The 22,706-nt window shown below is 60.6% G+C and carries 20 protein-coding genes; 13 read left to right on the top strand and 7 right to left on the bottom strand.

Annotated elements, in window-relative coordinates; translation table 11 throughout:
• Nucleotides 1–219: 219 nt before the first annotated feature.
• Nucleotides 220–2,307 (top strand): TonB-dependent receptor, encoded by a 2,088-nt coding sequence (locus tag AB4O35_RS07460; RefSeq protein WP_065875914.1) that lies wholly within the window; start codon nt 220–222, stop codon nt 2,305–2,307.
• A gap of 122 nt (nt 2,308–2,429) precedes the next feature.
• Here AB4O35_RS07460 and AB4O35_RS07455 read toward each other — a convergent pair whose 3' ends face one another.
• From AB4O35_RS07455 to AB4O35_RS07445, 3 genes are all read right to left on the bottom strand, one after another.
• Entirely contained in the window at nt 2,430–2,645 is a 216-nt protein-coding gene (locus AB4O35_RS07455; RefSeq protein ID WP_065875806.1) for a hypothetical protein, read from the bottom strand.
• A 234-nt stretch (nt 2,646–2,879) separates the two neighbouring features.
• A complete protein-coding gene (gene aguA / locus AB4O35_RS07450) occupies nt 2,880–3,986 on the bottom strand; it encodes an agmatine deiminase (protein WP_065945601.1) in 1,107 nt (368 codons plus the stop codon).
• A gap of 121 nt (nt 3,987–4,107) precedes the next feature.
• The gene (locus AB4O35_RS07445) at nt 4,108–7,017 is read right to left on the bottom strand and encodes an aminotransferase (RefSeq protein WP_065875809.1); all 2,910 of its coding nucleotides are present in this window, start codon (nt 7,015–7,017) and stop codon (nt 4,108–4,110) included.
• 152 nt (nt 7,018–7,169) lie between these two features.
• Between AB4O35_RS07445 and rfbB the strand changes: the two genes are divergently transcribed.
• Genes rfbB through AB4O35_RS07410 form a run of 7 tightly spaced genes read left to right on the top strand, consistent with a single transcriptional unit; the run spans nt 7,170 to nt 14,246 of the window.
• Nucleotides 7,170–8,252 (top strand): dTDP-glucose 4,6-dehydratase, encoded by a 1,083-nt coding sequence (gene rfbB / locus AB4O35_RS07440; RefSeq protein ID WP_065910777.1) that lies wholly within the window; start codon nt 7,170–7,172, stop codon nt 8,250–8,252.
• Nucleotides 8,249–9,142 (top strand): glucose-1-phosphate thymidylyltransferase RfbA, encoded by an 894-nt coding sequence (gene rfbA / locus AB4O35_RS07435; RefSeq protein ID WP_065875811.1) that lies wholly within the window; start codon nt 8,249–8,251, stop codon nt 9,140–9,142. Before rfbB ends, rfbA begins: the two co-directional genes overlap by 4 nt.
• Entirely contained in the window at nt 9,123–9,668 is a 546-nt protein-coding gene (gene rfbC / locus AB4O35_RS07430) for a dTDP-4-dehydrorhamnose 3,5-epimerase (protein ID WP_065875813.1), read from the top strand. Before rfbA ends, rfbC begins: the two co-directional genes overlap by 20 nt.
• Complete coding sequence (gene rfbD / locus AB4O35_RS07425) at nt 9,665–10,546, top strand: dTDP-4-dehydrorhamnose reductase (RefSeq protein ID WP_065945602.1); 882 nt, start codon at nt 9,665–9,667, stop codon at nt 10,544–10,546. Before rfbC ends, rfbD begins: the two co-directional genes overlap by 4 nt.
• A gap of 36 nt (nt 10,547–10,582) precedes the next feature.
• Nucleotides 10,583–12,391: a sensor histidine kinase gene (locus AB4O35_RS07420; RefSeq protein WP_065879770.1), complete on the top strand. Its 1,809-nt coding sequence runs from the start codon at nt 10,583–10,585 to the stop codon at nt 12,389–12,391.
• Entirely contained in the window at nt 12,388–13,764 is a 1,377-nt protein-coding gene (locus tag AB4O35_RS07415) for a sigma-54-dependent transcriptional regulator (RefSeq protein ID WP_049710567.1), read from the top strand. The genes AB4O35_RS07420 and AB4O35_RS07415 overlap by 4 nt, the downstream gene beginning before the upstream one ends.
• A gap of 26 nt (nt 13,765–13,790) precedes the next feature.
• Nucleotides 13,791–14,246: a thioesterase domain-containing protein gene (locus AB4O35_RS07410; protein WP_065875819.1), complete on the top strand. Its 456-nt coding sequence runs from the start codon at nt 13,791–13,793 to the stop codon at nt 14,244–14,246.
• 127 nt (nt 14,247–14,373) lie between these two features.
• Here AB4O35_RS07410 and cysQ read toward each other — a convergent pair whose 3' ends face one another.
• A complete protein-coding gene (gene cysQ / locus AB4O35_RS07405) occupies nt 14,374–15,210 on the bottom strand; it encodes a 3'(2'),5'-bisphosphate nucleotidase CysQ (protein WP_065879769.1) in 837 nt (278 codons plus the stop codon).
• Complete coding sequence (nudE, locus tag AB4O35_RS07400) at nt 15,207–15,773, bottom strand: ADP compounds hydrolase NudE (RefSeq protein ID WP_065875823.1); 567 nt, start codon at nt 15,771–15,773, stop codon at nt 15,207–15,209. The genes cysQ and nudE overlap by 4 nt, the downstream gene beginning before the upstream one ends.
• 87 nt (nt 15,774–15,860) lie before the next feature.
• Between nudE and yrfG the strand changes: the two genes are divergently transcribed.
• Nucleotides 15,861–16,523: a GMP/IMP nucleotidase gene (gene yrfG / locus AB4O35_RS07395; RefSeq protein WP_065879768.1), complete on the top strand. Its 663-nt coding sequence runs from the start codon at nt 15,861–15,863 to the stop codon at nt 16,521–16,523.
• 141 nt (nt 16,524–16,664) lie between these two features.
• Here the strand turns inward: yrfG and lysM are convergent, their stop codons facing one another.
• Nucleotides 16,665–17,105 carry a peptidoglycan-binding protein LysM gene (gene lysM, locus AB4O35_RS07390; protein WP_010214059.1) on the bottom strand — a complete coding sequence of 147 codons (441 nt, stop codon included), beginning with the start codon at nt 17,103–17,105 and terminating at the stop codon, nt 16,665–16,667.
• A gap of 132 nt (nt 17,106–17,237) precedes the next feature.
• On the opposite strand from lysM, the gene AB4O35_RS07385 reads away from it, so the two are divergent.
• From AB4O35_RS07385 to AB4O35_RS07370, 4 genes are all read left to right on the top strand, one after another.
• Nucleotides 17,238–18,125, top strand: coding sequence for a LysR family transcriptional regulator (locus AB4O35_RS07385; RefSeq protein WP_049710572.1), 888 nt, complete (start codon nt 17,238–17,240; stop codon nt 18,123–18,125).
• Between the two features lie 97 nt (nt 18,126–18,222).
• Complete coding sequence (gene fdhD / locus AB4O35_RS07380) at nt 18,223–19,062, top strand: formate dehydrogenase accessory sulfurtransferase FdhD (RefSeq protein WP_065875825.1); 840 nt, start codon at nt 18,223–18,225, stop codon at nt 19,060–19,062.
• Nucleotides 19,059–21,407, top strand: a complete 2,349-nt coding sequence (locus AB4O35_RS07375; protein WP_065875826.1) for an FdhF/YdeP family oxidoreductase — start codon at nt 19,059–19,061, stop codon at nt 21,405–21,407. The genes fdhD and AB4O35_RS07375 overlap by 4 nt, the downstream gene beginning before the upstream one ends.
• Before the next feature lie 221 nt (nt 21,408–21,628).
• Nucleotides 21,629–22,108 (top strand): YMGG-like glycine zipper-containing protein, encoded by a 480-nt coding sequence (locus AB4O35_RS07370; protein WP_049710575.1) that lies wholly within the window; start codon nt 21,629–21,631, stop codon nt 22,106–22,108.
• Between the two features lie 150 nt (nt 22,109–22,258).
• On the opposite strand, the gene AB4O35_RS07365 is transcribed toward AB4O35_RS07370, so the two are convergent.
• Nucleotides 22,259–22,690, bottom strand: coding sequence for an acyl-CoA thioesterase (locus AB4O35_RS07365; RefSeq protein ID WP_065875827.1), 432 nt, complete (start codon nt 22,688–22,690; stop codon nt 22,259–22,261).
• Between the last annotated feature and the right edge of the window lie 16 nt (nt 22,691–22,706).

The following is a 22,706-nucleotide window of genomic DNA, read 5'->3' as shown; positions in this document are numbered from 1 at the left end:
GTGTCAATTTCGTGAATCGTCTGTATTTAGGCGAAATAATTCTAAGCAAAGGCCTATTGCTGTTCTGAAAACGACAAAAAAACACCTTCAAATGCCCTTGAAACACATCTCGTAACATATTTAGAAGTCGATACGTTTGGTAATAGATAACGCGCGCAAATGCAAAGCATTACCATTAACGTGCAGTTTTCCTCCCAAACAATTCGGATACATGCCTTCATGCCTGCCCTTCGCCTGACGCCCATCACCCTTGGGCTTTCCGTTCTGCTGTCTGCCGGTTTTGCCTGTGCGGCCACCACCTTGCCTGAAACCTCGATCAGTGCCGAAGCTGACGAAGACGACCCCCGGGTCAAGGAAACCAGCACGGCCACCCGCACCGCCACACCCGTGCGTTACGTGCCTCAGGCGATCGATTCAGTGAAGACCGAAAGCTTGCGCGCCTACGGCACCAACGACCTGGGCCAGGCGTTGAGCGGCATCCCGAACGTCAGCAGCGGCGCCGACACGCGTTTCGACAGCCTGCGCATCCGCGGTTTCGACGCGAGCAATGACTTCTACCTGGATGGCATTCGTGACGACAGCCAATACATTCGCGACCTGCATAACATCGAGCGCATCGAAGTGCTCAAGGGGCCGGCGGCAGTACTTTACGGGCGAGGCGGTCAGGGAGGGATCGTCAACCGCGTGAGCAAGCTGCCGGTTGCCGGACACAAGTCGAGCATTGAGGCCCAAGGCGGCAGCAATGATTTGCGCAGCTTGTACGCCGACCTCAGCACCGACCCCACCGATAACATCAGCCTGCGCCTGAACATGGGTAACCAGGACAACAACAGCTTTCGCGACGGTGTGAGCGGCAACCGCCAGCTCTTCGCGCCGTCCATGAGCTGGCAACTGACGCCAGACCTGAACTGGCTGGTGCAATACGAATACAGTCGCTACAACCGCACGCCCGACCGTGGCATTCCCGGAGTCAACGGGCGCCCGGCTGACGTGAGCCGCAGCACCACCTACGGCGACAGCCGCGACTACATCGACGACAAAACCCAGTCGCTGCGCTCCAAGCTGGCCTATGAGCTCAACGACAACTGGCAACTGCGCCAGACCCTGGGTGTGTTCAAGCTCGACAGCGATTTCGACAACACCTACCTCACCGCCTATACCCCGTCGACCAACCGTGTCACGCGCCAGCGCTGGCAGCAGGACCTGACCACCCTCAACATCTTCAACAACGTCGAGCTGGAAGGCGGCTTCAGCACCTTCGGCCTGGAGCACCGCTTGCTCACCGGCCTTGAACTGGGCAGCCAGCGCCGCGACCCGAAGCTGTATACCGCCACGGCCGTCGCACAAGGCGGCCGCGTCGTGCCGCCCCTGGATCTCAACCAGCCCAACCGCAACCTCAGCCACACCGGACGGATGAGCCTGCAAAGCAACAACCACACCGAAGTCGACAGTCGCGCCATTTATGTACAGGATCAACTGCGCCTGAATGACCAGTGGCAAATCCTGGCCGGCCTGCGTTATGACCGCTTCGAGGTAGACACCAAGAACAAGCTGCTCAACACCCAGCAGGCCGTCAAAAGCCACAGCACCAGCCCGCGTTTTGGCCTGGTGTGGACGCCGTTGGAACATCACTCGTTCTATGCCTCATGGAGCAAGACGTTCTCCCCTGCGGGCGGCGGCTTGATCGGCATCACCCCGAACGCCGCCGGCAGCGTCAACGACCTGAGCCCTGAGCTGACCAAGCAGAAGGAAATCGGGGTCAAGAGCGACTGGCTCGACGACCGCCTGAGCACCACCCTCGCCGTGTACGAGCTGGAACTCTACAACCGCCGCACCAGCGACCCGCTGGACCGCACCATCACCCTGCTCAGCGGCTTGCAGCGCTCTCGCGGCGTGGAGTTGACCGCCACCGGCAAGATCGTCGGAAACTGGTATGTACGCGGTGGTGTGGGCTTGCAGAATGCCACGGTCGAGAAGGACAACAACGGCTTCGAAGGCAAGCGCGTCAGCGATGTGGCCAAGCGTAACGGCAGCCTGTTCATTACCTGGAAACCGGAGATGGGCTGGTACGCGGAAACCGGCCTGACGCTGGTCGGCGACCGTTATGCCGACAGCCTCAACACCGTGGTGCTACCGGGTTATGGCCGCTGGGATGCGTTGGCGGGGTTCCGTCAGAAGGAGTGGGATGTAAGGGCGGCGCTGAACAACATCGCGGATAAAACCTACTATGCGTCGGCGACCAGTGTGGCGCAGATCCAGCCAGGGGAGCCGCGTAGCGTGGTGGTTACAGGCACCTACAGTTTCTGAGGAAAACGCGGTCAGTGTGGGAGCTGGCTTGCCTGCGAAAGCGGTGGGCCAGCCAGCGAATAGTTGGCTGATACACCGCTATCGCAGGCAAGCCAGCTACCACATTTGATTTCGGTGGTGCTTCAGCTATTCAACACGTCACACAACGCATGCACTTCGTCCTCACTGAACAACCCCGCCGGGTAGCGTTCACGCATCACACTGTGCAAGTCAGGCTGTTGCCTGATCTGTCGCGAACCGTTTTCCTTCAACCAGAGCCCCAGCGCATGGATCGCGTCACCATTGACCCTCAAGGGGTGGAACGTGCGCGTGTACATCGAGTTGATATCGGCGTTCATTTCAGCGCTCTCTCCTACTGCGTGAGCGGCTAACTTACTCAAGGTTTATGACAGAACTGCGCAGTCATCACCTTGGGCCACTGTGACAACAGCGATACAAGACCTATGCCAATGTTTCGTGTTTATAGGTATGCCGATACAAAAAAGCCCGCGACCTTGCGGGGCCGCGGGCTTGCTGTTAGCGCTGAAACCGGGAAGCACCCGGCTAGCGCCAAGACACTGTTACAAGTGCACTCAATTTTTGTGCGGGGCTGGCTGTTGTTGGGTCAGGCAATGGATATTACCGCCACCCAGTAACAGTTCGCGGCCCGGCACCATCACCACTTCGTGATGCGGGAACAGGTCCTGCAGGATTGTCTTGGCCACGCTGTCCAGCGGGTCATCGAAGCTCGGCGCAATGATGCCGCCATTGACGATCAGGAAGTTGACGTAGGAACCGGCCAACCGCACGGTCGGATTACGCTCCTGGGTCCCGTCAACCGGATCAACACCGGCGCATTCTTCCTCGGTCGCGTAAAGCGGTCCAGGGATCGGCATTTTATGCACTGTGAACGAGCGACCCTGGGCATCGGTGCTGCTTTGCAGCACGTCCATGGCGGCATGGCAGCGTGCGTAGTTCGGGTCTTGCGGGTCATCGGTCCAGGCCAGCAGCACTTCGCCCGGGCGCACGTAGCAGCAGAAGTTATCCACATGGCCGTCGGTTTCGTCGTTGAACAGGCCGTCTGGCAACCAGATAATTTTATCCACAGCCAGGTTGGCACTCAGCACCGCTTCAATCTCGGCACGGCCCAAGTGCGGGTTGCGATTGCGGTTGAGCAGGCATTCTTCGGTAGTGATCAGGGTGCCTTCGCCGTCAACATGGATCGAACCGCCCTCCAGCACAAAGCCTTCGGTGCGATAGCGCGGGGCCCGTTCGATCTCGAGGATCTTGCCGCCGACCTGCGAATCGCGGTTCCACGGCGAATACAGGCCGCCATCAAAACCGCCCCAGGCGTTGAAGTCCCAGTTCACACCGCGCACTTCGCCGCTGTTGTTGATCACGAAGGTCGGCCCGGTGTCGCGCACCCAGGCGTCATCGCTGGACATCTCCAGCACCCGGATATTCGGCACATCCAGGCGCGCGCGAGCATTTTCGTACTGGCCGGCGGAAACCGCTACGGTCACCGGCTCAAAACGTGCGATGGCCTTGGCCACCGCCACGTGAGCGGCCTGCGCTGGCTTGCCGCCCAGGCGCCAGTTGTCCGGGCGCTCTGGCCAGATCATCCAGGTTTGAGTCTGTGGCGCCCATTCGGCAGGCATGTGGAAGCCATCGGCGCGAGGGGTGCTGTGCAGGGTGGTCATGGCGATCAGGACTCCGAATGGGGGTAAAGGCCGACTTTATAACGGATATAAATCGGCTTTAAAAGCAACATAAGTTCATAGCAGATGAAGATGACAGAAAATAACCGATAACAATCGATTATTACGCGTGTTCGTCCAGCACCTTCGACAGCATGTCGACAAAGAAATCCACGCTGCGTTTGGACGTGACCATCGGCGGCTTGATCTTGAGGATGTTCAAATAATCCCCCGTGGGTTGCATAAAGATCCCCAGCTCCCGCAGGCGGTCGCATAGCAAGGCGGTCTCCTCAGTGGCCGGCTCCAGGGTGTGCCGGTCGCGCACCAATTCCAGGCCGAGATAAAACCCGGAGCCGTGGACAGCCCCCACTAATGGATGACGATCGATCAATTCTTCCAGCCGCGCCTTGAAATGCCCACCAACCACTTGGGCGTTTTCCCACAGCTTTTCTTCCTCCATCACATCCAAGACGGCCATGCCGATCCGGCAACTGACCGGGCTACCCCCCGACGATGAGAAGAAGTACCCCTCAGCCTCCAGCGCCTCGGCGATTTCGCGACGGGTGATCACCGCCCCCAACGGCTGGCCGTTGCCCATTCCCTTGGCCATGGTGATGATATCGGGCACTACGCCCTGCTCTTCAAACCCCCAGAAGAAATGCCCCATACGGCCGTAACCCACTTGCACTTCATCGGCGATGCACACGCCGCCCCTGGCGCGGATAAGTGCATACACCTGCTGCAAATAGCCCGGCGGCAGGGAGATGCCGCCGGCATTGCCGTACACCGGCTCGCAGATGAACCCTGCCAGTTGGCGTTTGCTCGCGGCGATTTTCGCCAGGTTGTGTTCCACGCTTCGTACGTAATCAGGCGCACTGTCCTGCCCGCGGAACTCACCTCGATAAGTATTGGGCGCGGTCACCGGGTGCACCCAGTCCGGGCGACTGCTCAGCGCCTGGGGGTTGTCGGCAATCGAGGTGGACACCGCATCTGCCGCCACCGACCAGCCGTGGTACGCCTCGAGCACGCTGAGCATGTCGCGGCCACCACTGTAGGCCCAGGCGAGGCGGATCGCCAGGTCATTGGCCTCGGTGCCGCTGTTGACCAGGAACACGCGGTCCATGCCTTCCGGCGCCAGCGCCAGCAAGCGCTCGGAGAACTCGGCAATCGCCGCATAGTGAAAACGTGAGTTGGTATTGAGCAGCGACCACTGGCGCGCCGCCACCGCCGCCATGCGCGGGTGGCCATGGCCCAGCACTGCCACGTTGTTGAGCATGTCGAGGTACGAACGGCCCTGCATGTCGATCAGGTGGTTGCGCCAGCCGCGTTCGATGCGCGGCGGGTCGACGTAATAGTGCTTTTGCGAACGGGCGAAACTGGCGTCGCGGCGAGCGAGCAAGGCCTCGGAGTCCAACTCGGGCTCTGCGTCGCAAGCCAGGCCCAGCAGCGCCGCCGGCGAGGGACACAGCGCCTGCCACGCCTGCGCCCGGGACGGCGTGCAGAACAGCGGCGCCGGCAAGCCAGTACGGCACAGTTGCACGGTCAGCGGGCCTTCGACCTCACCGATCACCTGCCCCTTGAGTACAGCGGCGCCAGGCTGCAACAGCGCTTTGGCACCCCACAACCGCACATTGGCTTCGCTGCTGTGCACACGCAGTTCGCCATTCACGCCGGGGCGGACGATGCCCGCAAACGGAGCCTCGATGGAGGTGCCCCGGGGCACGTGCAGCTCGACGTGCAGCGCGAACGTCTCAGGTTCATAAGCACTGTCGGGCTGCGTACGCGACAAGCGGTACTGCCCGTAGCGACTGGCCGCCAGGCCGTGCACGGCAGCTGCATCCTGCAACAAGCGCTGATCGATACCCGCCTGCTCCCAGTTGCCTGCCTCGAAATGCGGGCTGAGCACGCCCAGGTCGATCAACGCAAACTCACGTCCCACCAGGCCCGGTAGCAAGGGCGCGAAGCCTTGGCCGGCAATCGGTGCCAACGCCTGCCCGACACAGCCCAGGATCGCCGCCTCCATCAACTCAAACGGCACTGACGTCGCCACGTGGAAAATTTCCCACTCATGTGCGGCGTTTTTCAGAAGGTAGCTGTTATCCGGATCCAGGCGTTGCTGCTGCTCGCTGCTCAACACCAGCACCGCCGCCCGTGCAACGATCAGCGACCACAGCGCCTGCAATTCTTCGTGTTGCAACGGTGTCACCGCATGACAGGCCTGTATCGCCGGCAAGATGGCAAAGGGATCACCTTCGGCATGGTGCAGCAACGCGGCGCAGGTCACTGACAGATCGGCGATGCGCCAGGTGTGCACCAGATCGCCGAAATCGATCACGCCCTGAAGTTGCCAGTGACGTTGCGCATCACGCTGCCACACCACGTTGTCATCGGTGATGTCCATGTGCACTGCTTGCCACGGTAGATGATCAGCCAAGGGACGGAGGTGGTCTTCGACCTGCCCGATCACGTGCTCCAGTGCTTCGCGGTGGGGCAGGTTTTCCAGGGTTGCCAGCAGATGGGTGATCAGCTCCCGGGCATGGCGCGGGTCCCATTGCAGCGTGCGCTCCAGGCCCGGGTGTTCGAACGGCGCCAGCGCTTGGCTCATCCGCCCACACAGATCACCAAAACCTGCAATTACCTCGCGGCCCAGATGAGGCTGATGGGTCAACAGCTGGCCATCGATATAGTCCAGCACCCGCACGTGCAGGGTTTGGCTGTCGAGGGTCAGGGTCAGCAACTCTTCACCGCTCACGGCCTTGATGACCTTGGGCACGTGCACATCGGCTTGGGCCTGCAGGGCATTGAGCGCCGCGTGCTGGGCCTGCAGCTCAACGGCAGCGTAGTCACCGCGGCAGATTTTCAGAACAAACCGGCCGCGGGGGCTGTCGACTCTGTAGTTGAGGTCCTGCTGGCTCCCCAACGAGTGCAGCGTGCCCATCAGGCCGTAATGCTCCTCGAGCAGCCGAGCCGCCTGATCGGGGCCAACTTGCGGGCAGGGTAGACTGGCGCGATGGATCAGGGTGGCGAGCAACATGGAGGGTAGCCTCGGTTTTTTAGGGGTGTATATCGCCATTGTTCAGGGGGGTTAGGCAACCCCCGAAGCATGCCGCGCTTGCACCACCCCACCGCACAACTCAAGCTATGCTCCATTCGTTTACTGTCTGTCTAAGGAAAAGGCCCTCCGACATGCGCATTCTCATCACCGGTGGTGCTGGTTTTATCGGCTCCGCCCTGATTCGCCACCTGATTCAACACACCGAGCACGAAGTGCTCAATCTGGACAAGCTCACTTATGCAGGCAACCTGGAATCGCTGAGCAGCATCGCGGGCAATAGCCGTTATGAGTTTGTTCAGGCCGACATTATCGACCAGGCCACCGTCAGCGCCGTACTGACGCGTTTCGAGCCCCAAGCTATCATGCACCTGGCGGCCGAATCCCATGTTGACCGTTCGATTGACGGGCCCTCGGACTTTATCCAGACCAATATCGTCGGCACCTACAGCCTGTTGGAAGCTGCTCGTGCTTATTGGCACACGTTGGCAGAACCCGCCAAGGGCGCCTTCCGCTTCCATCACATATCTACTGACGAAGTGTATGGCGACTTGCATGGCGTAGACGATCTGTTCACCGAGACTACGCCGTACGCGCCCAGCTCACCCTATTCGGCCAGCAAAGCTGCGTCCGACCACTTGGTGCGCGCATGGCAGCGCACCTACGGCCTGCCAGTATTGCTGACCAACTGTTCAAACAACTACGGGCCATTCCACTTCCCCGAGAAGCTGATTCCACTGGTGATACTGAATGCACTCGCGGGCAAGCCGCTACCGGTCTATGGTAATGGTTTACAGGTACGCGACTGGCTGTTCGTCGAAGACCACGCCCGCGCCCTGCTCAAAGTGGTGACAGAGGGCATGGTAGGCGAGACCTACAATATCGGCGGCCATAACGAGCAGAAGAACATTGATGTGGTGCGTGGTATCTGCGACCTGCTGGAAGAGCTGGCACCGCAACGCCCGACAGGTGTAGGGAAATTTACCGACCTGATCACCTTCGTGAAGGATCGACCGGGTCACGATCAGCGTTACGCAATTGACGCCAGCAAGATCGAACGTGAGCTAGGCTGGGTTCCTGAGGAAACCTTTGAGAGCGGCTTGCGCAAGACTGTGCAGTGGTACCTCGAAAATCTGGAGTGGTGCCGCAGGGTCCAAGACGGCAGTTATCAGGGTGAACGATTGGGCAATACCGACATGAAGGATCTGATTGCATGATGAAGGGAATCGTATTGGCGGGGGGCTCAGGTACCCGTTTGCACCCCATTACCTTGGGCGTGTCCAAACAACTGCTGCCGGTGTATGACAAACCGATGATCTATTACCCGATCTCGGTGCTGATGCTGGCGGGAATCAAGGACATCCTGGTGATTTCCACCCCGGCGGATTTGCCGCAGTACCGCAATCTGCTCGGGGATGGCAGTCAGTTTGGCGTACGGTTCAGCTATGCAGAACAGCCATCTCCCGATGGCCTGGCGCAGGCCTTTATTATTGGCGAAGAGTTCATCGGGGATGATCCGGTTTGCCTGATCTTGGGCGACAACATTTTCCATGGTTCGTATTTCGGCGACCAACTACGTGCAGCAGCTAAAAGGCCCTCCGGTGCCACGGTATTCGGTTACTGGGTCAAGGACCCGGAGCGTTTTGGCGTGATTGATTTCGACAAGGAAGGCCGGGCCCTCTCCATCGAAGAAAAGCCTCTCAAGCCAAAGTCACCCTATGCCGTGACCGGTCTTTACTTCTACGACAACGACGTGATCGAAATCGCCAAAGCGGTCAAACCCTCACACCGGGGTGAGCTTGAGATTACGGATGTTAATAACGCCTACCTCAAGCGCGGCGACCTTCATGTGGAACGATTCGGCCGAGGCTTCGCCTGGCTCGATACAGGAACTCACGACAGCCTTCTAGAGGCCTCACTTTATGTACAGACGATTGAACATCGTCAGGGCCTGAAAGTGGCATGCCTGGAAGAAATCGCTTATCAGAATCGCTGGATTAATCGTGAGTATTTGCTGGAGCGGGCCAAATATTTTGGCAAGACCGGCTATGGTAAATACTTGCTCACCCTTGCAGGGGATAATCCATATGAATGTATCCGCCACTGAGTTGCCCGGTGTATTAATCATCGAGCCGAAGGTATTTGGCGATGAACGCGGTTTTTTCTATGAAAGTTTCAATGCCCGGGACTTCGCGAAAGCTACCGGGTTACAACAGCAGTTCGTGCAGGACAACCACTCACGCTCGCAGCAAGGAGTCCTGCGCGGACTCCATTACCAAGTGGAGCATCCCCAAGGCAAATTGGTGCGCGTGACCGCAGGTGAAGTGTTGGACGTGGCGGTGGACATACGTCAAAGCTCACCAGCTTTTGGCAAATGGGCAGGCGTGCGGTTGTCGGCCAATAATAGCCGCCAGCTATGGATTCCACCGGGATTTGCTCATGGTTTTGTAGTGCTCAGCGATTACGCTGAATTCCTCTACAAGACGACTGATTACTATACCCCCTCTTCAGAGCGATGCATTCGCTGGGACGATGCTGATCTCAACATTGATTGGCAACTCAACGGCCCGCCGATCTTGTCCGTCAAGGATCAAAACGGCAAAAGCCTGAGAGATGCGGACCTGTTCGCATGACCTCCGCTCTAAAGATCCTGATCACCGGCCAACACGGCCAAGTCTCCCGCGAACTGCAACTTCGGCTCCAGGACCTCGGCGATCTCATCGTTCTCGGCCGCGACCAACTCGACCTGGCCAACCCCGACCAGATCCGCCAGCAAATCCGCGCCCATCGCCCTGACCTGATCATCAACGCCGCCGCCCACACCGCTGTCGATCAAGCTGAAAGCGAGCCGGACGTAGCGTTCGCGATCAACGCCATCGCCCCCGGCGTTCTCGCGGAGGAAGCCAAAGCCCTGGGCATCCCGTTGATCCACTACTCCACCGACTACGTGTTCGACGGCAGCAAATCCGACCCCTACACCGAAGCCGACACGCCGAACCCGCTGGGCGTCTATGGCCAGAGCAAACTGGCGGGCGAGCAGGCGATTACGGCCGTTGGCGGCAAATACTTGATCCTGCGCACCAGCTGGGTCTACTCCAGCCACGGCAAGAACTTCCTGCTGACCATGCAGCGCCTGTTAAAGGAAAAGCCGCAGATGCGCATCGTCGCCGACCAAATCGGCGCGCCAACCTGGGCCGGCAGCATCGCCCACAGCACGCGTGGGTTGATCGAGCGCTGGCAGGCGGGCGAGCCGGGGGAATGGGGTGTCTATCACTTGACCGCCAGAGGCGAAACGTCGTGGTTCGGGTTTGCCGAGGCGATTGGCGAGCATCTGCGCAAGCAAGGCAACGCCTGCGCTGAACTGGAGCCGATCCCTGCCAGCGCCTACCCGACGCCAGCCAGGCGCCCATTGAACTCGCGTCTCGATTGCAGTCGCCTGCAGCAGCAATGGCACATCAGCCAACCGCCGTGGCAAGACGCATTGCGCGAGTGTCTTGCAGAGCAGCACTAGGCATAATGCGCCTGTACCCACAGGCGCACGAATCCCATGACTCCACCCCTCCCGCGTAGACCCCGCTGGCGCAGCCTCGCCCTGTTGGCGTTGTGCCTGGCACCGCTGCTGTGGCCGCTGGAGCACCTGGCCGAGCGTTATTACCGCAGTGAGCTGGCCGGCCAGAATCGCCAGACCCTCGACCTGTACGTGGCCAACCTGCTGGGCACCCTGCACCGCTACGAAGTACTGCCACAAATTCTTGGCGACCTGCCGGCGTTGCGCACGGCACTTGGCGCGCCCCAGGTCAGCACCAACCTGGTCAACGCCAACCTGCTGCTCAAGGACGTCGCCGCCCAGGCCGGGGTGGAGGTGATGTACCTGATGGACACCTCCGGCAAGACCCTCGCCGCCTCCAATTGGGATAAACAAGACAGCTTTGTCGGGCGCAATTTTTCGTTCCGCCCCTACTTCAGCGAAGCCATGGCCGGGCGCCTGGGGCGGTTTTTCGGGTTGGGCACCACGTCGGCCAAGCGCGGCTATTTCTTCGCCGCCGCCGTGCGCGATGGCGATAAAATCATCGGCGTGCTGGTGGTCAAGGTCGACCTGGACCACACCGAAAGCCTGTGGGGCAACACCCCGGAACAACTGCTGGTCACCGACCATAACGGCGTGGTAATTCTCACGTCGCGGCCACAGTGGCGATTCCGTGCCACCCGGCCGCTGACGGCTGAAGAACGCCAGGCCATCATCGCCATCCAGCCCTACCCCACCCGCGATCCCCAGCCGCTGAGCCTGAGCAGCACCGCCTGGCTTCGCCAATCTACGGCCATCGCCGAGACCGGCTGGAACGTGGAAATCCTCGCGCCACGTTCGTTGATCAACCGCCCGGTACGCACGGTCGTTGCCGTGGGTGGCGCCACGCTGTTGGTGTTGATGCTGTTACTGGGCTTGATGATGCAACGCCGCCGCCATTACTTGGAACGCATCGCCTTTGAAGCCAAGGCCCGGCGCGAGCTGGAAGCGCGAGTGGTCGAACGGACCAGTGACCTTGAAGGCCTCAACCGGCGCCTGAAACAGGAAGTGCTGGAACGCGAGCACGCTCAGCAGGAGCTGGTGCGTGCCCAGGACGACCTGGTACAGGCCGGCAAACTGTCGGCGCTGGGCACCATGTCGGCGAGCATCAGCCACGAACTCAACCAGCCTTTGGCAGCGATTCGCAGCTATGCGGAAAACGCCGAAATCCTGCTCGACCACGAGCGCACCAGCGACGCGCGGGGCAACCTCAAGCTGATCAGCGAACTGACCGGGCGCATGGCCTCGATCATTGCCCACTTGCGCGCCTTTGCCCGTCGCGACCGGCATGCGCCCGAAAGCGTAGCCCTGCAACCGGCACTGGACGATGCGCTGGCCTTGCTGGCCAAGCGGCGTCGGTCGATGGAAGTGGAGCTGATCCGCGATCTGCCGGAGGCAACATTGTGGGTACAGGCCGGCGAAACCCGGTTACGCCAGGTGCTCGGCAACCTGCTGGCCAACGCCCTCGACGCCCTCACCGAAAAAGGCCCGCCGCGCAAACTCTGGCTGAGTGCCGAAACCACCGAGCAGGGCGTCAACCTGTACATTCGCGACAACGGACCGGGCTTTTGCATGGAGGCCCTGGGCCGCGCCAGCGAGCCGTTCTATACCACCAAGACCCGCACCCAGGGCCTGGGGTTGGGGCTGGCGATCTGTGAAACCCTGATGCGCGCCTTTGGCGGTGAACTGCTGTTTGCCAACCACAAGGAAGGCGGCGCGCTGTTAACCTTGAAATTGCGTGCCGGCTCGCCGGGCGTCAGTCTGCAACCGTCCGAGGACCGCAGTGTATGAGTATCGATAACCAGATTCAGGTGGTGTTGATCGACGACGATCCACACCTGCGTCAGGCCCTGTGCCAGACCCTGGACCTGGCCGGGCTGAAAGTCCTGACCCTGGGCGAAGCCACCGGCCTTACCGCGCGCCTGTCGCGGGATTGGCCGGGCGTGGTGGTCAGCGACATCCGCATGCCCGGCATGGACGGCCTGGAGCTGCTCGCCGAACTGCACGGCCAGGACCCGGACCTGCCGGTGCTGCTGATCACCGGCCACGGCGATGTACCGCTGGCGGTGCAAGCCATGCGCGCCGGGGCGTATGACTTCCTCGAAAAGCCCTTCGCCAGCGATGCCTTGCTCGACAGCGTGCGCCGCGCCCTGGCCTTGCGCCGCCTGGTGCTGGACAACCGCAGCCTGCGCCTGGCCCTCAGCGACCGCCAGCAATTGAGCACACGCCTGGTGGGGCACTCGCCACAAATGCTGCGCCTGCGCGAACAGATCGGTGCACTGGCGGCGACCAGAGCCGATGTGCTGATCCTCGGCGAAACCGGCGCCGGCAAAGAAGTGGTGGCGCGCGCGCTGCATGACCTGTCGAGCCGCCGCAGCGGTCCGTTTGTGGCGATCAACGCAGGCGCTTTGGCCGAATCCGTGGTGGAAAGCGAGCTGTTCGGCCATGAACCCGGCGCGTTTACCGGCGCACAGAAACGCCGGATCGGTAAATTCGAATTTGCCAACGGCGGTACTTTATTCCTCGATGAAATCGAAAGCATGAGCCTGGATGTACAGGTCAAACTCTTGCGCCTGTTGCAGGAGCGCGTCGTCGAGCGCTTGGGCGGCAATCAGCTGATACCGCTGGATATCCGCATCATCGCCGCGACCAAGGAAGACCTGCGCCAGTCCGCCGACCAGGGCCGTTTCCGTGCCGACTTGTATTACCGCCTCAACGTCGCGCCGCTGCGTATTCCACCGCTGCGTGAGCGCGGTGAAGATGCGCTGATGCTGTTCCAGCATTTTGCCGATGAAGCCAGCAGCCGCCACGGCCTGCCGCTGCACGAGCTGCAACCGGGCCAGCGCGCGCTGCTGCTGCGTCATAGCTGGCCGGGCAACGTGCGCGAGCTACAAAACGCTGCCGAACGCTTCGCCCTGGGCCTGGAACTGGCGCTGGATAACACACCGGACAATCCATCGGCCGGTGTCCTGACCTCCACGCCAGGCGGCCTCAGCGAGCAAGTCGAGCAGTTCGAAAAAAGCCTGATCGCCGCCGAACTGACCCGCCCGCACAGCTCTATGCGTAGCCTGGCCGAAGCCTTGGGCGTACCGCGCAAAACCTTGCACGACAAACTGCGCAAGCACGGCCTGAACTTCGCCAACCAAAGTGGCGACGACGAATGACCGCTCCCACCCGCCAAGAGGCCCCCATGAGCCGCGACAGCCGTTACCTGGAATCCATCCTTCACCACGACATCCCCCTCACCCGGGAAATGGGTCTCAAGGTGCTCGATTGGCAGCACGGGCAGCTGGAATTGCACCTGCCCTTGCAAGCCAATATCAACCATAAGAGCACCATGTTCGGCGGCAGCCTGTATTGCGGCGCAGTCCTGGCGGGCTGGGGTTGGCTGCACTTGCAGCTGCGTGAAGAAGGGATTGAAGACGGGCATATCGTGATTCAGGAGGGGCAGATCAGCTATCCGCTGCCGGTCACGCGGGATGCGACGGCTGTTTGCGCGGCGCCGGAGGAGAAGGTGTGGAAACGCTTTGTGGCGACGTATAAGCGTCATGGCCGTGCGCGGTTGGCGTTGGAGACGTGGATTGTGAATGAAGGCAGTGAGGAAAGAGCGGTGGCTTTCACCGGTCAATACGTCCTGCACCGCTAAAAGCAATCATGCAAAACCAACTGTGGGAGCTGGCTTGCCTGCGATAGCGGTCTGACAGTCACCGTTTCAGTGACTGAACCACCGCCATCGCAGGCAATCCAGCTCCCACATTGAATGTATGGTGGCCTTAGGACCGGGCCAGGGTCAGCAACCGCTCACGCCAGGCCGCCTTCGCCGGCAACGCCAAAAAGAACGGGTTCAGCAACGATGCCCGCGCCGGATAACTGAACGGCGCGCCGTTCAACTCCAACACCTCGCCCCCAGCCCCTTCCAGCACGCCCTGAGCCGCCGCAGTGTCCCACTGTGAAGTGGGTGCCAAACGCGGATAACAGTCGGCGCTGCCTTCGGCCAACAGGCAAAACTTCAACGAACTGCCGATATTCGCCAGTTTCAGCTCACCCAAGCCTTCGCTCAAACCGTCCAGCAAACGTTCCTGCTCAGGGCTTGTATGGCGACGGCTGGCGACCACAGTAAATGACTCACCCGCCGCCGGCGCGGCGCGCACCTGAATCTGTTTGGGCGCTTCATTGACGTCCGAACGCCAAGCGCCCAGGCCCGCGCCACCGAAGTAACAACGCCCGTTGGTGGGCATCGACACCACGCCAAACACCACGCGGCCTCGTTCAATCAGGGCGATATTGACGGTGAACTCTTCGGTGCCGGCGATAAACTCCTTGGTGCCGTCCAACGGGTCAACCAACCACCAGCGCTGCCAGCCGGCACGCACGCTCTGGTCGATGTCGGCGTCTTCCTCGGACAGCACCGGAATGCTCGGGTCCAGCGCGGTCAGGCCTGCCAGGATCAGATGATGCGCGGCCAGGTCCGCCGCCGTCACCGGCGATTCGTCGGCCTTGGAAGTCACCGCCACATCGGCGCGCCAGTACGGCATTATCACTTCACCCGCCTGGCGTGCCAGTTCGATCACAGGGGCAATAAACGCGTGGCCTAAAAACAGTTCGCTCATGCAGTAAACGCTCCACGCTGGGTCAACAGGTCTCGTACCAGGTACAGCGCGGCCAGGGCACGGCCTTCGCTGAATTGCTCGTTTTGCGCAAGCATCGACAGCTCGCGCAGGTTCACCCGGTCCACACGCATCGGCTCAGGTTCATCGCCTTCAAGGCGTTCTTCGTAGAGGTCGGTGGCCAGCACCACCTGGATTTTCTGACTCATGTAACCGGGCGACAATGACAACTCGGTAATGTGTTCCAACTGCCGCGCGCCGTAGCCGGCTTCCTCCTTGAGTTCGCGATCGGCTGCCGCCAGCACATCTTCACCGGGTTCGATCAAGCCCTTGGGCAAGGACAGCTCATACTCGTCGGTGCCACCGCAGTATTCTTCAATCAGCAATGCATGATCCTCATCGATCATCGCCACGATCATCACCGCGCCGTAGCCGGCACCGCGGCCCACAAGGCGTTCGTAGGTCCGTTCAACGCCATTGGAAAAGCGCAATTGCACTTCCTCCACGCGGAACAAACGGCTACTGGCGACTATTTCGCGGGCGAGGACGGTGGGTTTCTGGCGCATAAACGGCTCCTTGGCGTGATCGGGTTACTATACCGTGGCTTTTCCGATTGTCTGTGTCGGATATCTTTACTTACATGAGAACGCCCCATGCCCGCTTTGCCCTGGCACGCCATCGACACCGTCCTGCTGGACATGGACGGCACCCTGCTCGACCTGCATTACGACAACCATTTCTGGATGGACCACCTGCCCCAGCGGTACGCCGAGCTGCACGGGGTGAGCCGCGCCATGGCCGAGATGGAGTTGCAGCCCCTGTTCGAGCGTAACGCTGGACAGTTGCAATGGTATTGCCTGGATTTCTGGAGCGCGGAGCTGAAGATCCCGGTGCGCGAACTCAAGCTGGAGACCGCCCACTTGATCGCCCTGCGCCCCGATGCCGACACGTTCCTGGCGGCCATCAAAAGGGCCGGCAAGCGTGTGATCCTGATCACCAACGCGCATCGTGATTCACTGTCATTGAAGCTGGAACGCATTGAACTGGCGCCGTATTTCGAACGGTTGATCAGCTCCCACGATTACGGTTTCGCCAAGGAAAACCCGCAATTCTGGGATGCCCTGCAAGCCGACATCAACTTCGACCCCGCCCGCAGCCTGTTTATCGACGACACGTTGCCGATCCTGCGCAGCGCCCAGGCGTTTGGCGTGGGGCATTTGCTGGCAGTGAAAGAGCCGGACAGTAAGAAGGGGCCCAAGGACACAGCTGAATTCGCAGCGGTGGGTGATTACCGAGATCTCATTGTCGGACTCTGACCCCCAAGTGGGAGAAGATCCATGTGGGAGCCGGGCTTGCCCGCGATGCAGGCACCGCGGTGTTTAGCTCAAACCGAGGCGATGCTATCGCGGGCAAGCCCGGCTCCCACACAAGCCCGCTCCCACATTTAGGCCTTCGTATTACTTGGGAATACGCAGTGTCTGGCCTGGATAGATCTTGTCCGGATGGGACAACAGCGGCTTGTTCGCCTCGAAAATCTTGTTATACAGATTGGCGTTACCGTACACCGAGAGAGAAATAGCACTCAGCGTGTCGCCCTTTTTCACGACTACAAAAGTGGCAGCCTCGACAGCCGGCCCCGTTACAGTGATCTGGTCATCCACACTGGCCACACCGGCAATATTGCCCAGCGCCAGCAGAATCTTCTCTTTCTCTTCCTGGGTGGCGACTTCACCGGTCACCGTCACCTTGTCGCCATCTACCGTGGTCTGCACGTTCGGATTACCCAGACCCACTTTGGACACGTGGTCCTTCAACTGCTCACTGGCGTTTGCATTGCCCGGCGTCAACAGGTCGACAATCTTTTCGCCAGCTTCCTTGATAAAGCTAAAAATGCTCATAGTGCGCTCTCCTTGGTTTTTGATTTCCAGATGCCCAAGACTAGACCAGTCCTGTGGATTTGGGTTCCAGCCCGACCCAAGACCCAAACGCGCTAGAATCCCCCCGCCATTGGAATAAGCCCTGGAGCGAAGATGGACATCAAACAGCTGAAATTCCTCATCGCCCTCGACGAAACCCGTCACTTCGGCCAGGCGGCGGCGCGCTGCCACATCACCCAACCGACTCTGTCGATGCGCTTGCGCAACCTGGAAGAAGAGCTTGATCTATCGCTGGTCAACCGTGGCCAGCGCTTCGAAGGTTTTACCGCCCCCGGTGAACGGGTGTTGGCATGGGCTCGCACGGTGCTGGCGGCATATGACGGCTTGCAGGCCGAAGCGGCAGCCTGTCGCGGTAACCTGGTGGGTACGTTGCGCCTGGGCGTGGTGCCGTTGTCGAGCTTCGATCCCTTGGCGTTGATGCAGCAACTGCATAAAGAACACCCGAGCCTGCGCTTCGAGCTGTCGGCGCTCAGCTCTGAACAGATCCTTGAACAATTGGCGAGCAATCGGCTGGACCTGGGTGTGTCTTACCTCGAACGCCTGGACAACGAACGCTTCGACTCGCTGGCGTTGGGCGAAACCCGTATGGGCCTGCTTTACGACCAGCGCTTCTTCAGCTTTGGAGATACGCCGTTGAGCTGGGAAGCGCTGATCGAACTGCCCCTGGGCATGCTGACCAGTGGCATGCACTTTCGCCAGTCCATCGACCACAACTTCCACAGCCGTGGGCTCAACCCGCAGCCGTTGCTGCAAACCGATGCCGTCCATCAGTTGTTACAAGCTGTGCATGGCGGCCTCTGCTGTGCGGTGATGCCGCTGGATGGGGGCTTGGACGCGCTCACCGAACATCTGCGCCTGCAGCCGATCGAAGACGCCCATACACTGGCCCGCCTGGGGTTGATCATGCGCCGCAGCGCGCCGCGTTCAGCGTTGGCGGAGGCGTGTTTCGCGCTGTATCAGAAATCGCAAATCGAATCTTGATCGACGTCATCTATCAGCGGATCAGTACTGGCAATTAGACGTGACGCTTTGTCGCGCCTAGTCTGAGCACTGATCAATCCGTCGGTGGTACTGCCCCATGAACGCCAAGCGTCCAGTCTGCGCGGCGCCCGCTGTTGAAGCGCCTGCGCCCGCCGCCAGCCAGAGCTACCAGTTTTGCAACCTCGAACACACAGAAGTCGCCAGTACTGCATTGGCGGAAGAAGTGGCGTTGGCGATTGCCTATAACGACATCAGCCAGGCGGTCATGCTGGTAACGCCCACCGACCTGGAAGACTTCATCGTCGGCTTCAGCCTCGGAAGCGGCATTATCGACGACGTTAGCGACATATATGATCTTAAACTCAGCGGTTCGGGCTCGGCCCAATACGCTCAGGTGCAGATCTCCAGCCGTGCCTTCTGGAACCTCAAGCAGCAGCGCCGCCAGTTGGCCGGCACCAGCGGCTGTGGCCTGTGCGGCGTGGAAGCGGTGGAGCAAGCCTTGCCAGACCTGCAAGTGCTGCCCGGCGCACCCTTGCCGCCTGCCGAATGGCTCGACGGCCTGCGCCAGCGCATCAGCGCGTTCCAGCCCTTGGGCCAATACAGTGGCGCGGTGCATGCGGCGGTGTTTATGAACGGCCAGGGCGAATTGCTGCTGGGCCGTGAAGACATCGGCCGGCATAACGCCCTGGACAAGTTGATTGGCGCACTCATCCGTCAAAAGATCCCGACTGACGGCGGTCTGGCGATTGTCACCAGCCGTTGCAGCCTCGAATTGATACAGAAAGTCCTGCGCGCGGGCATCCAGACCCTGGTAAGCCTGTCGTCACCCACCGGCCTGGCCCTGCAATGGGCGCGCCGACACAACCTCAATCTCATCCACCTGCCGCAGAAAAGCGCGCCGCGGGTCTACAGCCCTGCGATGGAGTACCAGCCATGAGCAATCATCACCAAGCCGACCAAACCCCGACCCCACGCTACAAGCCCTATAAAGGCCCGGCGGGCGGCTGGGGCGCACTGATCAGCGTGGCCCAGGCGTGGCTGACCAGCGACAACGCGCTGAAAAACCTGCGCATGATGCTCAAGACCAACCAGAACGGCGGTTTCGACTGCCCGGGCTGCGCCTGGGGCGACTCGCCGGAAAGCGGCATGGTCAAGTTCTGCGAAAACGGCGCCAAGGCGGTGAACTGGGAAGCCACCAAACGTCGCGTGGATGCAGCGTTCTTCGCTAAGCACAGCGTCAGTGCCTTGATTGAACAGAGCGACTATTGGCTGGAATACCAGGGCCGCCTGACCGAGCCGATGCGCTATGACGCCGAAACCGACCGCTACCTGCCCATCAGTTGGGAAGCGGCCTTCGACTTGGTCGGCAAACACCTCAACGCCCTGCCTAGCCCGGACATGGCCGAGTTTTACACCTCGGGCCGCGCCAGCAATGAAGCCGCGTACCTGTACCAGTTGTTTGTACGCGCCTACGGCACCAACAATTTCCCGGATTGCTCGAACATGTGCCACGAGGCCAGCGGCGTGGCCCTGGCGCAGAGCGTGGGCGTGGGCAAAGGCACCGTGACCTTTGATGACTTCGAACATGCCGACGCGATTTTTGTCTGGGGCCAGAACCCCGGCACCAACCACCCGCGCATGCTCGAGCCGCTGCGCGAAGCGGTTAAACGCGGCGCCCAAGTGGTGTGCATCAACCCGCTGAAAGAGCGCGGCCTGGAACGCTTCCAACACCCGCAACACCCGCTGGAAATGCTCACCAACGGCGACAAACCGACTAATACCGCGTACTTCCGCCCGGCGCTGGGTGGCGACATGGCAATTCTGCGCGGCATGGCCAAGTTCCTGCTGCTGTGGGAACGCCAGGCCCAGGCCGAAGGCAAGGAAGCGGTGTTCGACCACGACTTCCTCAACGAACACACCGCTAATGTGCTGGATTACCTGGGCAAGATCGACGACACCTCTTGGGATGAAATCGTCGAGCAGTCCGGCCTGACCCTGGTCGAGATCGAGCAAGCGGCGCGCATGTACGCCAAAGGCAAGAACGTGATCATGTGCTGGGCGATGGGCATCACCCAGCACCGCCACTCGGTGCCGACCATCCAGGAAATCGCCAACCTGATGCTGCTGCGCGGCAACATTGGCCGCCCTGGCGCCGGCCTGTGCCCGGTGCGCGGTCACAGTAACGTGCAAGGCGACCGCACCATGGGCATCAACGAGCGCCCACCGGTGGCGTTTCTCGATTCTCTGGAGCGACGTTTCCAGTTCCAGGTGCCGCGTGACAACGGCCACAACGTGGTCGAGGCGATTCACGCCATGCTCGAAGGCCGCTCCAAGGTGTTTATCGGCCTGGGCGGCAACTTCGCCCAAGCTACACCGGACAGCCCACGCACCTTCGAAGCCTTGCGCAATTGCGACCTGACCGTACAGATCAGCACCAAGCTCAACCGCAGCCATCTGATGCACGGCAAAGACGCACTGATCCTGCCGTGCTTGGGCCGTACCGACATTGATATGCAGGCCGATGGCCCGCAAGCGGTAACGGTAGAGGACTCGTTCAGCATGGTGCACGGCTCCAACGGCCAACTGCAGCCGCTGTCGAAGCTGATGAAATCGGAGCCGGCAATCCTCGCGGGCATTGCGGCCGCCACCCTGGGTAGCAAACCCGTTGATTGGAATTGGCTTGTGGCGGACTACGGGCGTATCCGCGACCTGATCGCCGACACCATTCCTGGCTTCAAGGACTTCAACGAGAAGATCAAAAATCCGGGCGGTTTCTACTTGGGTAATTCCGCAGGTGCGCGCCGCTGGAACACGCCGTCGGGCCGCGCCAACTTCCGCCCGAACATCCTGCCCAAAGACCTGATCCACGAGCGCACCCACGCCACCGGCCGGATACCGGACCTGATCATGCAGTCGATGCGCTCCCACGATCAGTACAACACCACTATTTATGGCCTGGACGATCGCTACCGTGGGGTCAAAGGCCAGCGCGACGTGCTGTTCGTCAACGAAGCCGACATCATCCGCCTGGGCTTTAAGCCGGGGCAGAAGGCTGACATCGTATCGCTGTGGGAAGATGGGCGTGAACGCCGCGTGAAAGGCTTTACCTTGCTGGCGTTTGATATTCCGGCGGGCCAGGCTGCGGCTTACTACCCGGAAGTTAATCCACTGGTGCCGCTGGAAAGCACCGGGGATGGCAGCCATACGCCGACGTCGAAGTTCGTGGCGATCCGCTTGGAATCGGCAAGTGACAATGGCTTGATCATGGCCCGCTCGGCGTAATGCCCGCTCATTACAACCATGAATTCCGGGCACAAAAAAGGCCGCTTTTGCATAAAAGCGGCCATTCCCAAGTAGCTAAAGACTCACTAATTCGACTTAAGTTCCCCAGCTAAAACAGTAACTTAGCGAATTGTGTACAACTCGTGTTACTGGTCGGATTTCTATTGTCACAATGTCGACACAGCCTCAGGATCGCGCCGTCATCCTCTTGAGGTCTCTCTATGAAGTTCTCCTCGATTCTCTTGTTGTCCCTTGGCCTGGTCAGTGGCGCAGCCATGGCTGGTGGCACCACCGAAGCCGGTGTGGGCGGCGCATTGGGCGGGGTACTCGGTTCGGTTGTTGGCCAGTCGATCGGCGGCAACACGGGCTCGGCCATCGGCGCAGCCCTGGGCGGCGCGGGCGGCAGTGCGGTGGGTGCCGACAAACGCAGCCGTGGCGAAGCAGCCATCGGTGGCGCCTTGGGCGCAGCGGGCGGCAACGTGGTTGGCCGCAGCATGGGCGGCAACACCGGTAGCCTGATCGGCGCAGCCGCCGGCGGCGGTGCGGGTGGCGCACTGGGTAACTACATGGGTAACAAGAGCGATGACGACGACCGTCGTTCGCGTAGCCGTGATAACCGTCGGTATGACCGCGACGATCACCGTGGACGCGGGCATGCCTATGGGCATCGCAAGAACAAGCATCACTACCGTCACCGGTAAGTCAGCGGTCTGAACACCACTGCAAAAACCATGTGGGAGCGGGCTTGCCCGCGATAGCGTAGTGTCAGGCGACACTTTTTAACCTGAACTACCGCTGTCGCAGGCAAGCCAGCTCCCACAGTTGGCCTTCATTGTTTGCATGATCGTGGGTCAGGCCACCAACCGCTGCAACGCCTCGCGCAGCGAACCCGGAATCGTCACCGGCTGGTTCGACCCGCGATCCACAAACACATGCACAAAGCGCCCCGCCGCACAGGCTTCTTCCTCGCCTGCCTTGAACACCGCCAATTCGTACTGGACTGAGCTGTTACCCAACTTGCCCACCCGCAGGCCGATTTCGATGCGCTCGGGAAAAGCGATCGACGCAAAATAATCACACGCCGAACTCACCACAAACCCCACTACTTCACCGTCATGAATATCCAGGCCACCTTGTTCGATCAGGTAGGTATTCACCGCTGTGTCGAAGAAGCTGTAGTAAGTCACGTTGTTCACATGGCCATACACATCGTTGTCGTGCCAGCGCGTGATGATCGGCTGGAAGTGAGGATAATCGGCACGTCGTGGCACTGAGTCAGGCATCGGTAAGTCTCGCGGA

This window comes from Pseudomonas sp. H1_A03 (assembly GCF_054685145.1).
This window is presented reverse-complemented; position numbering and strand designations above follow the sequence as displayed.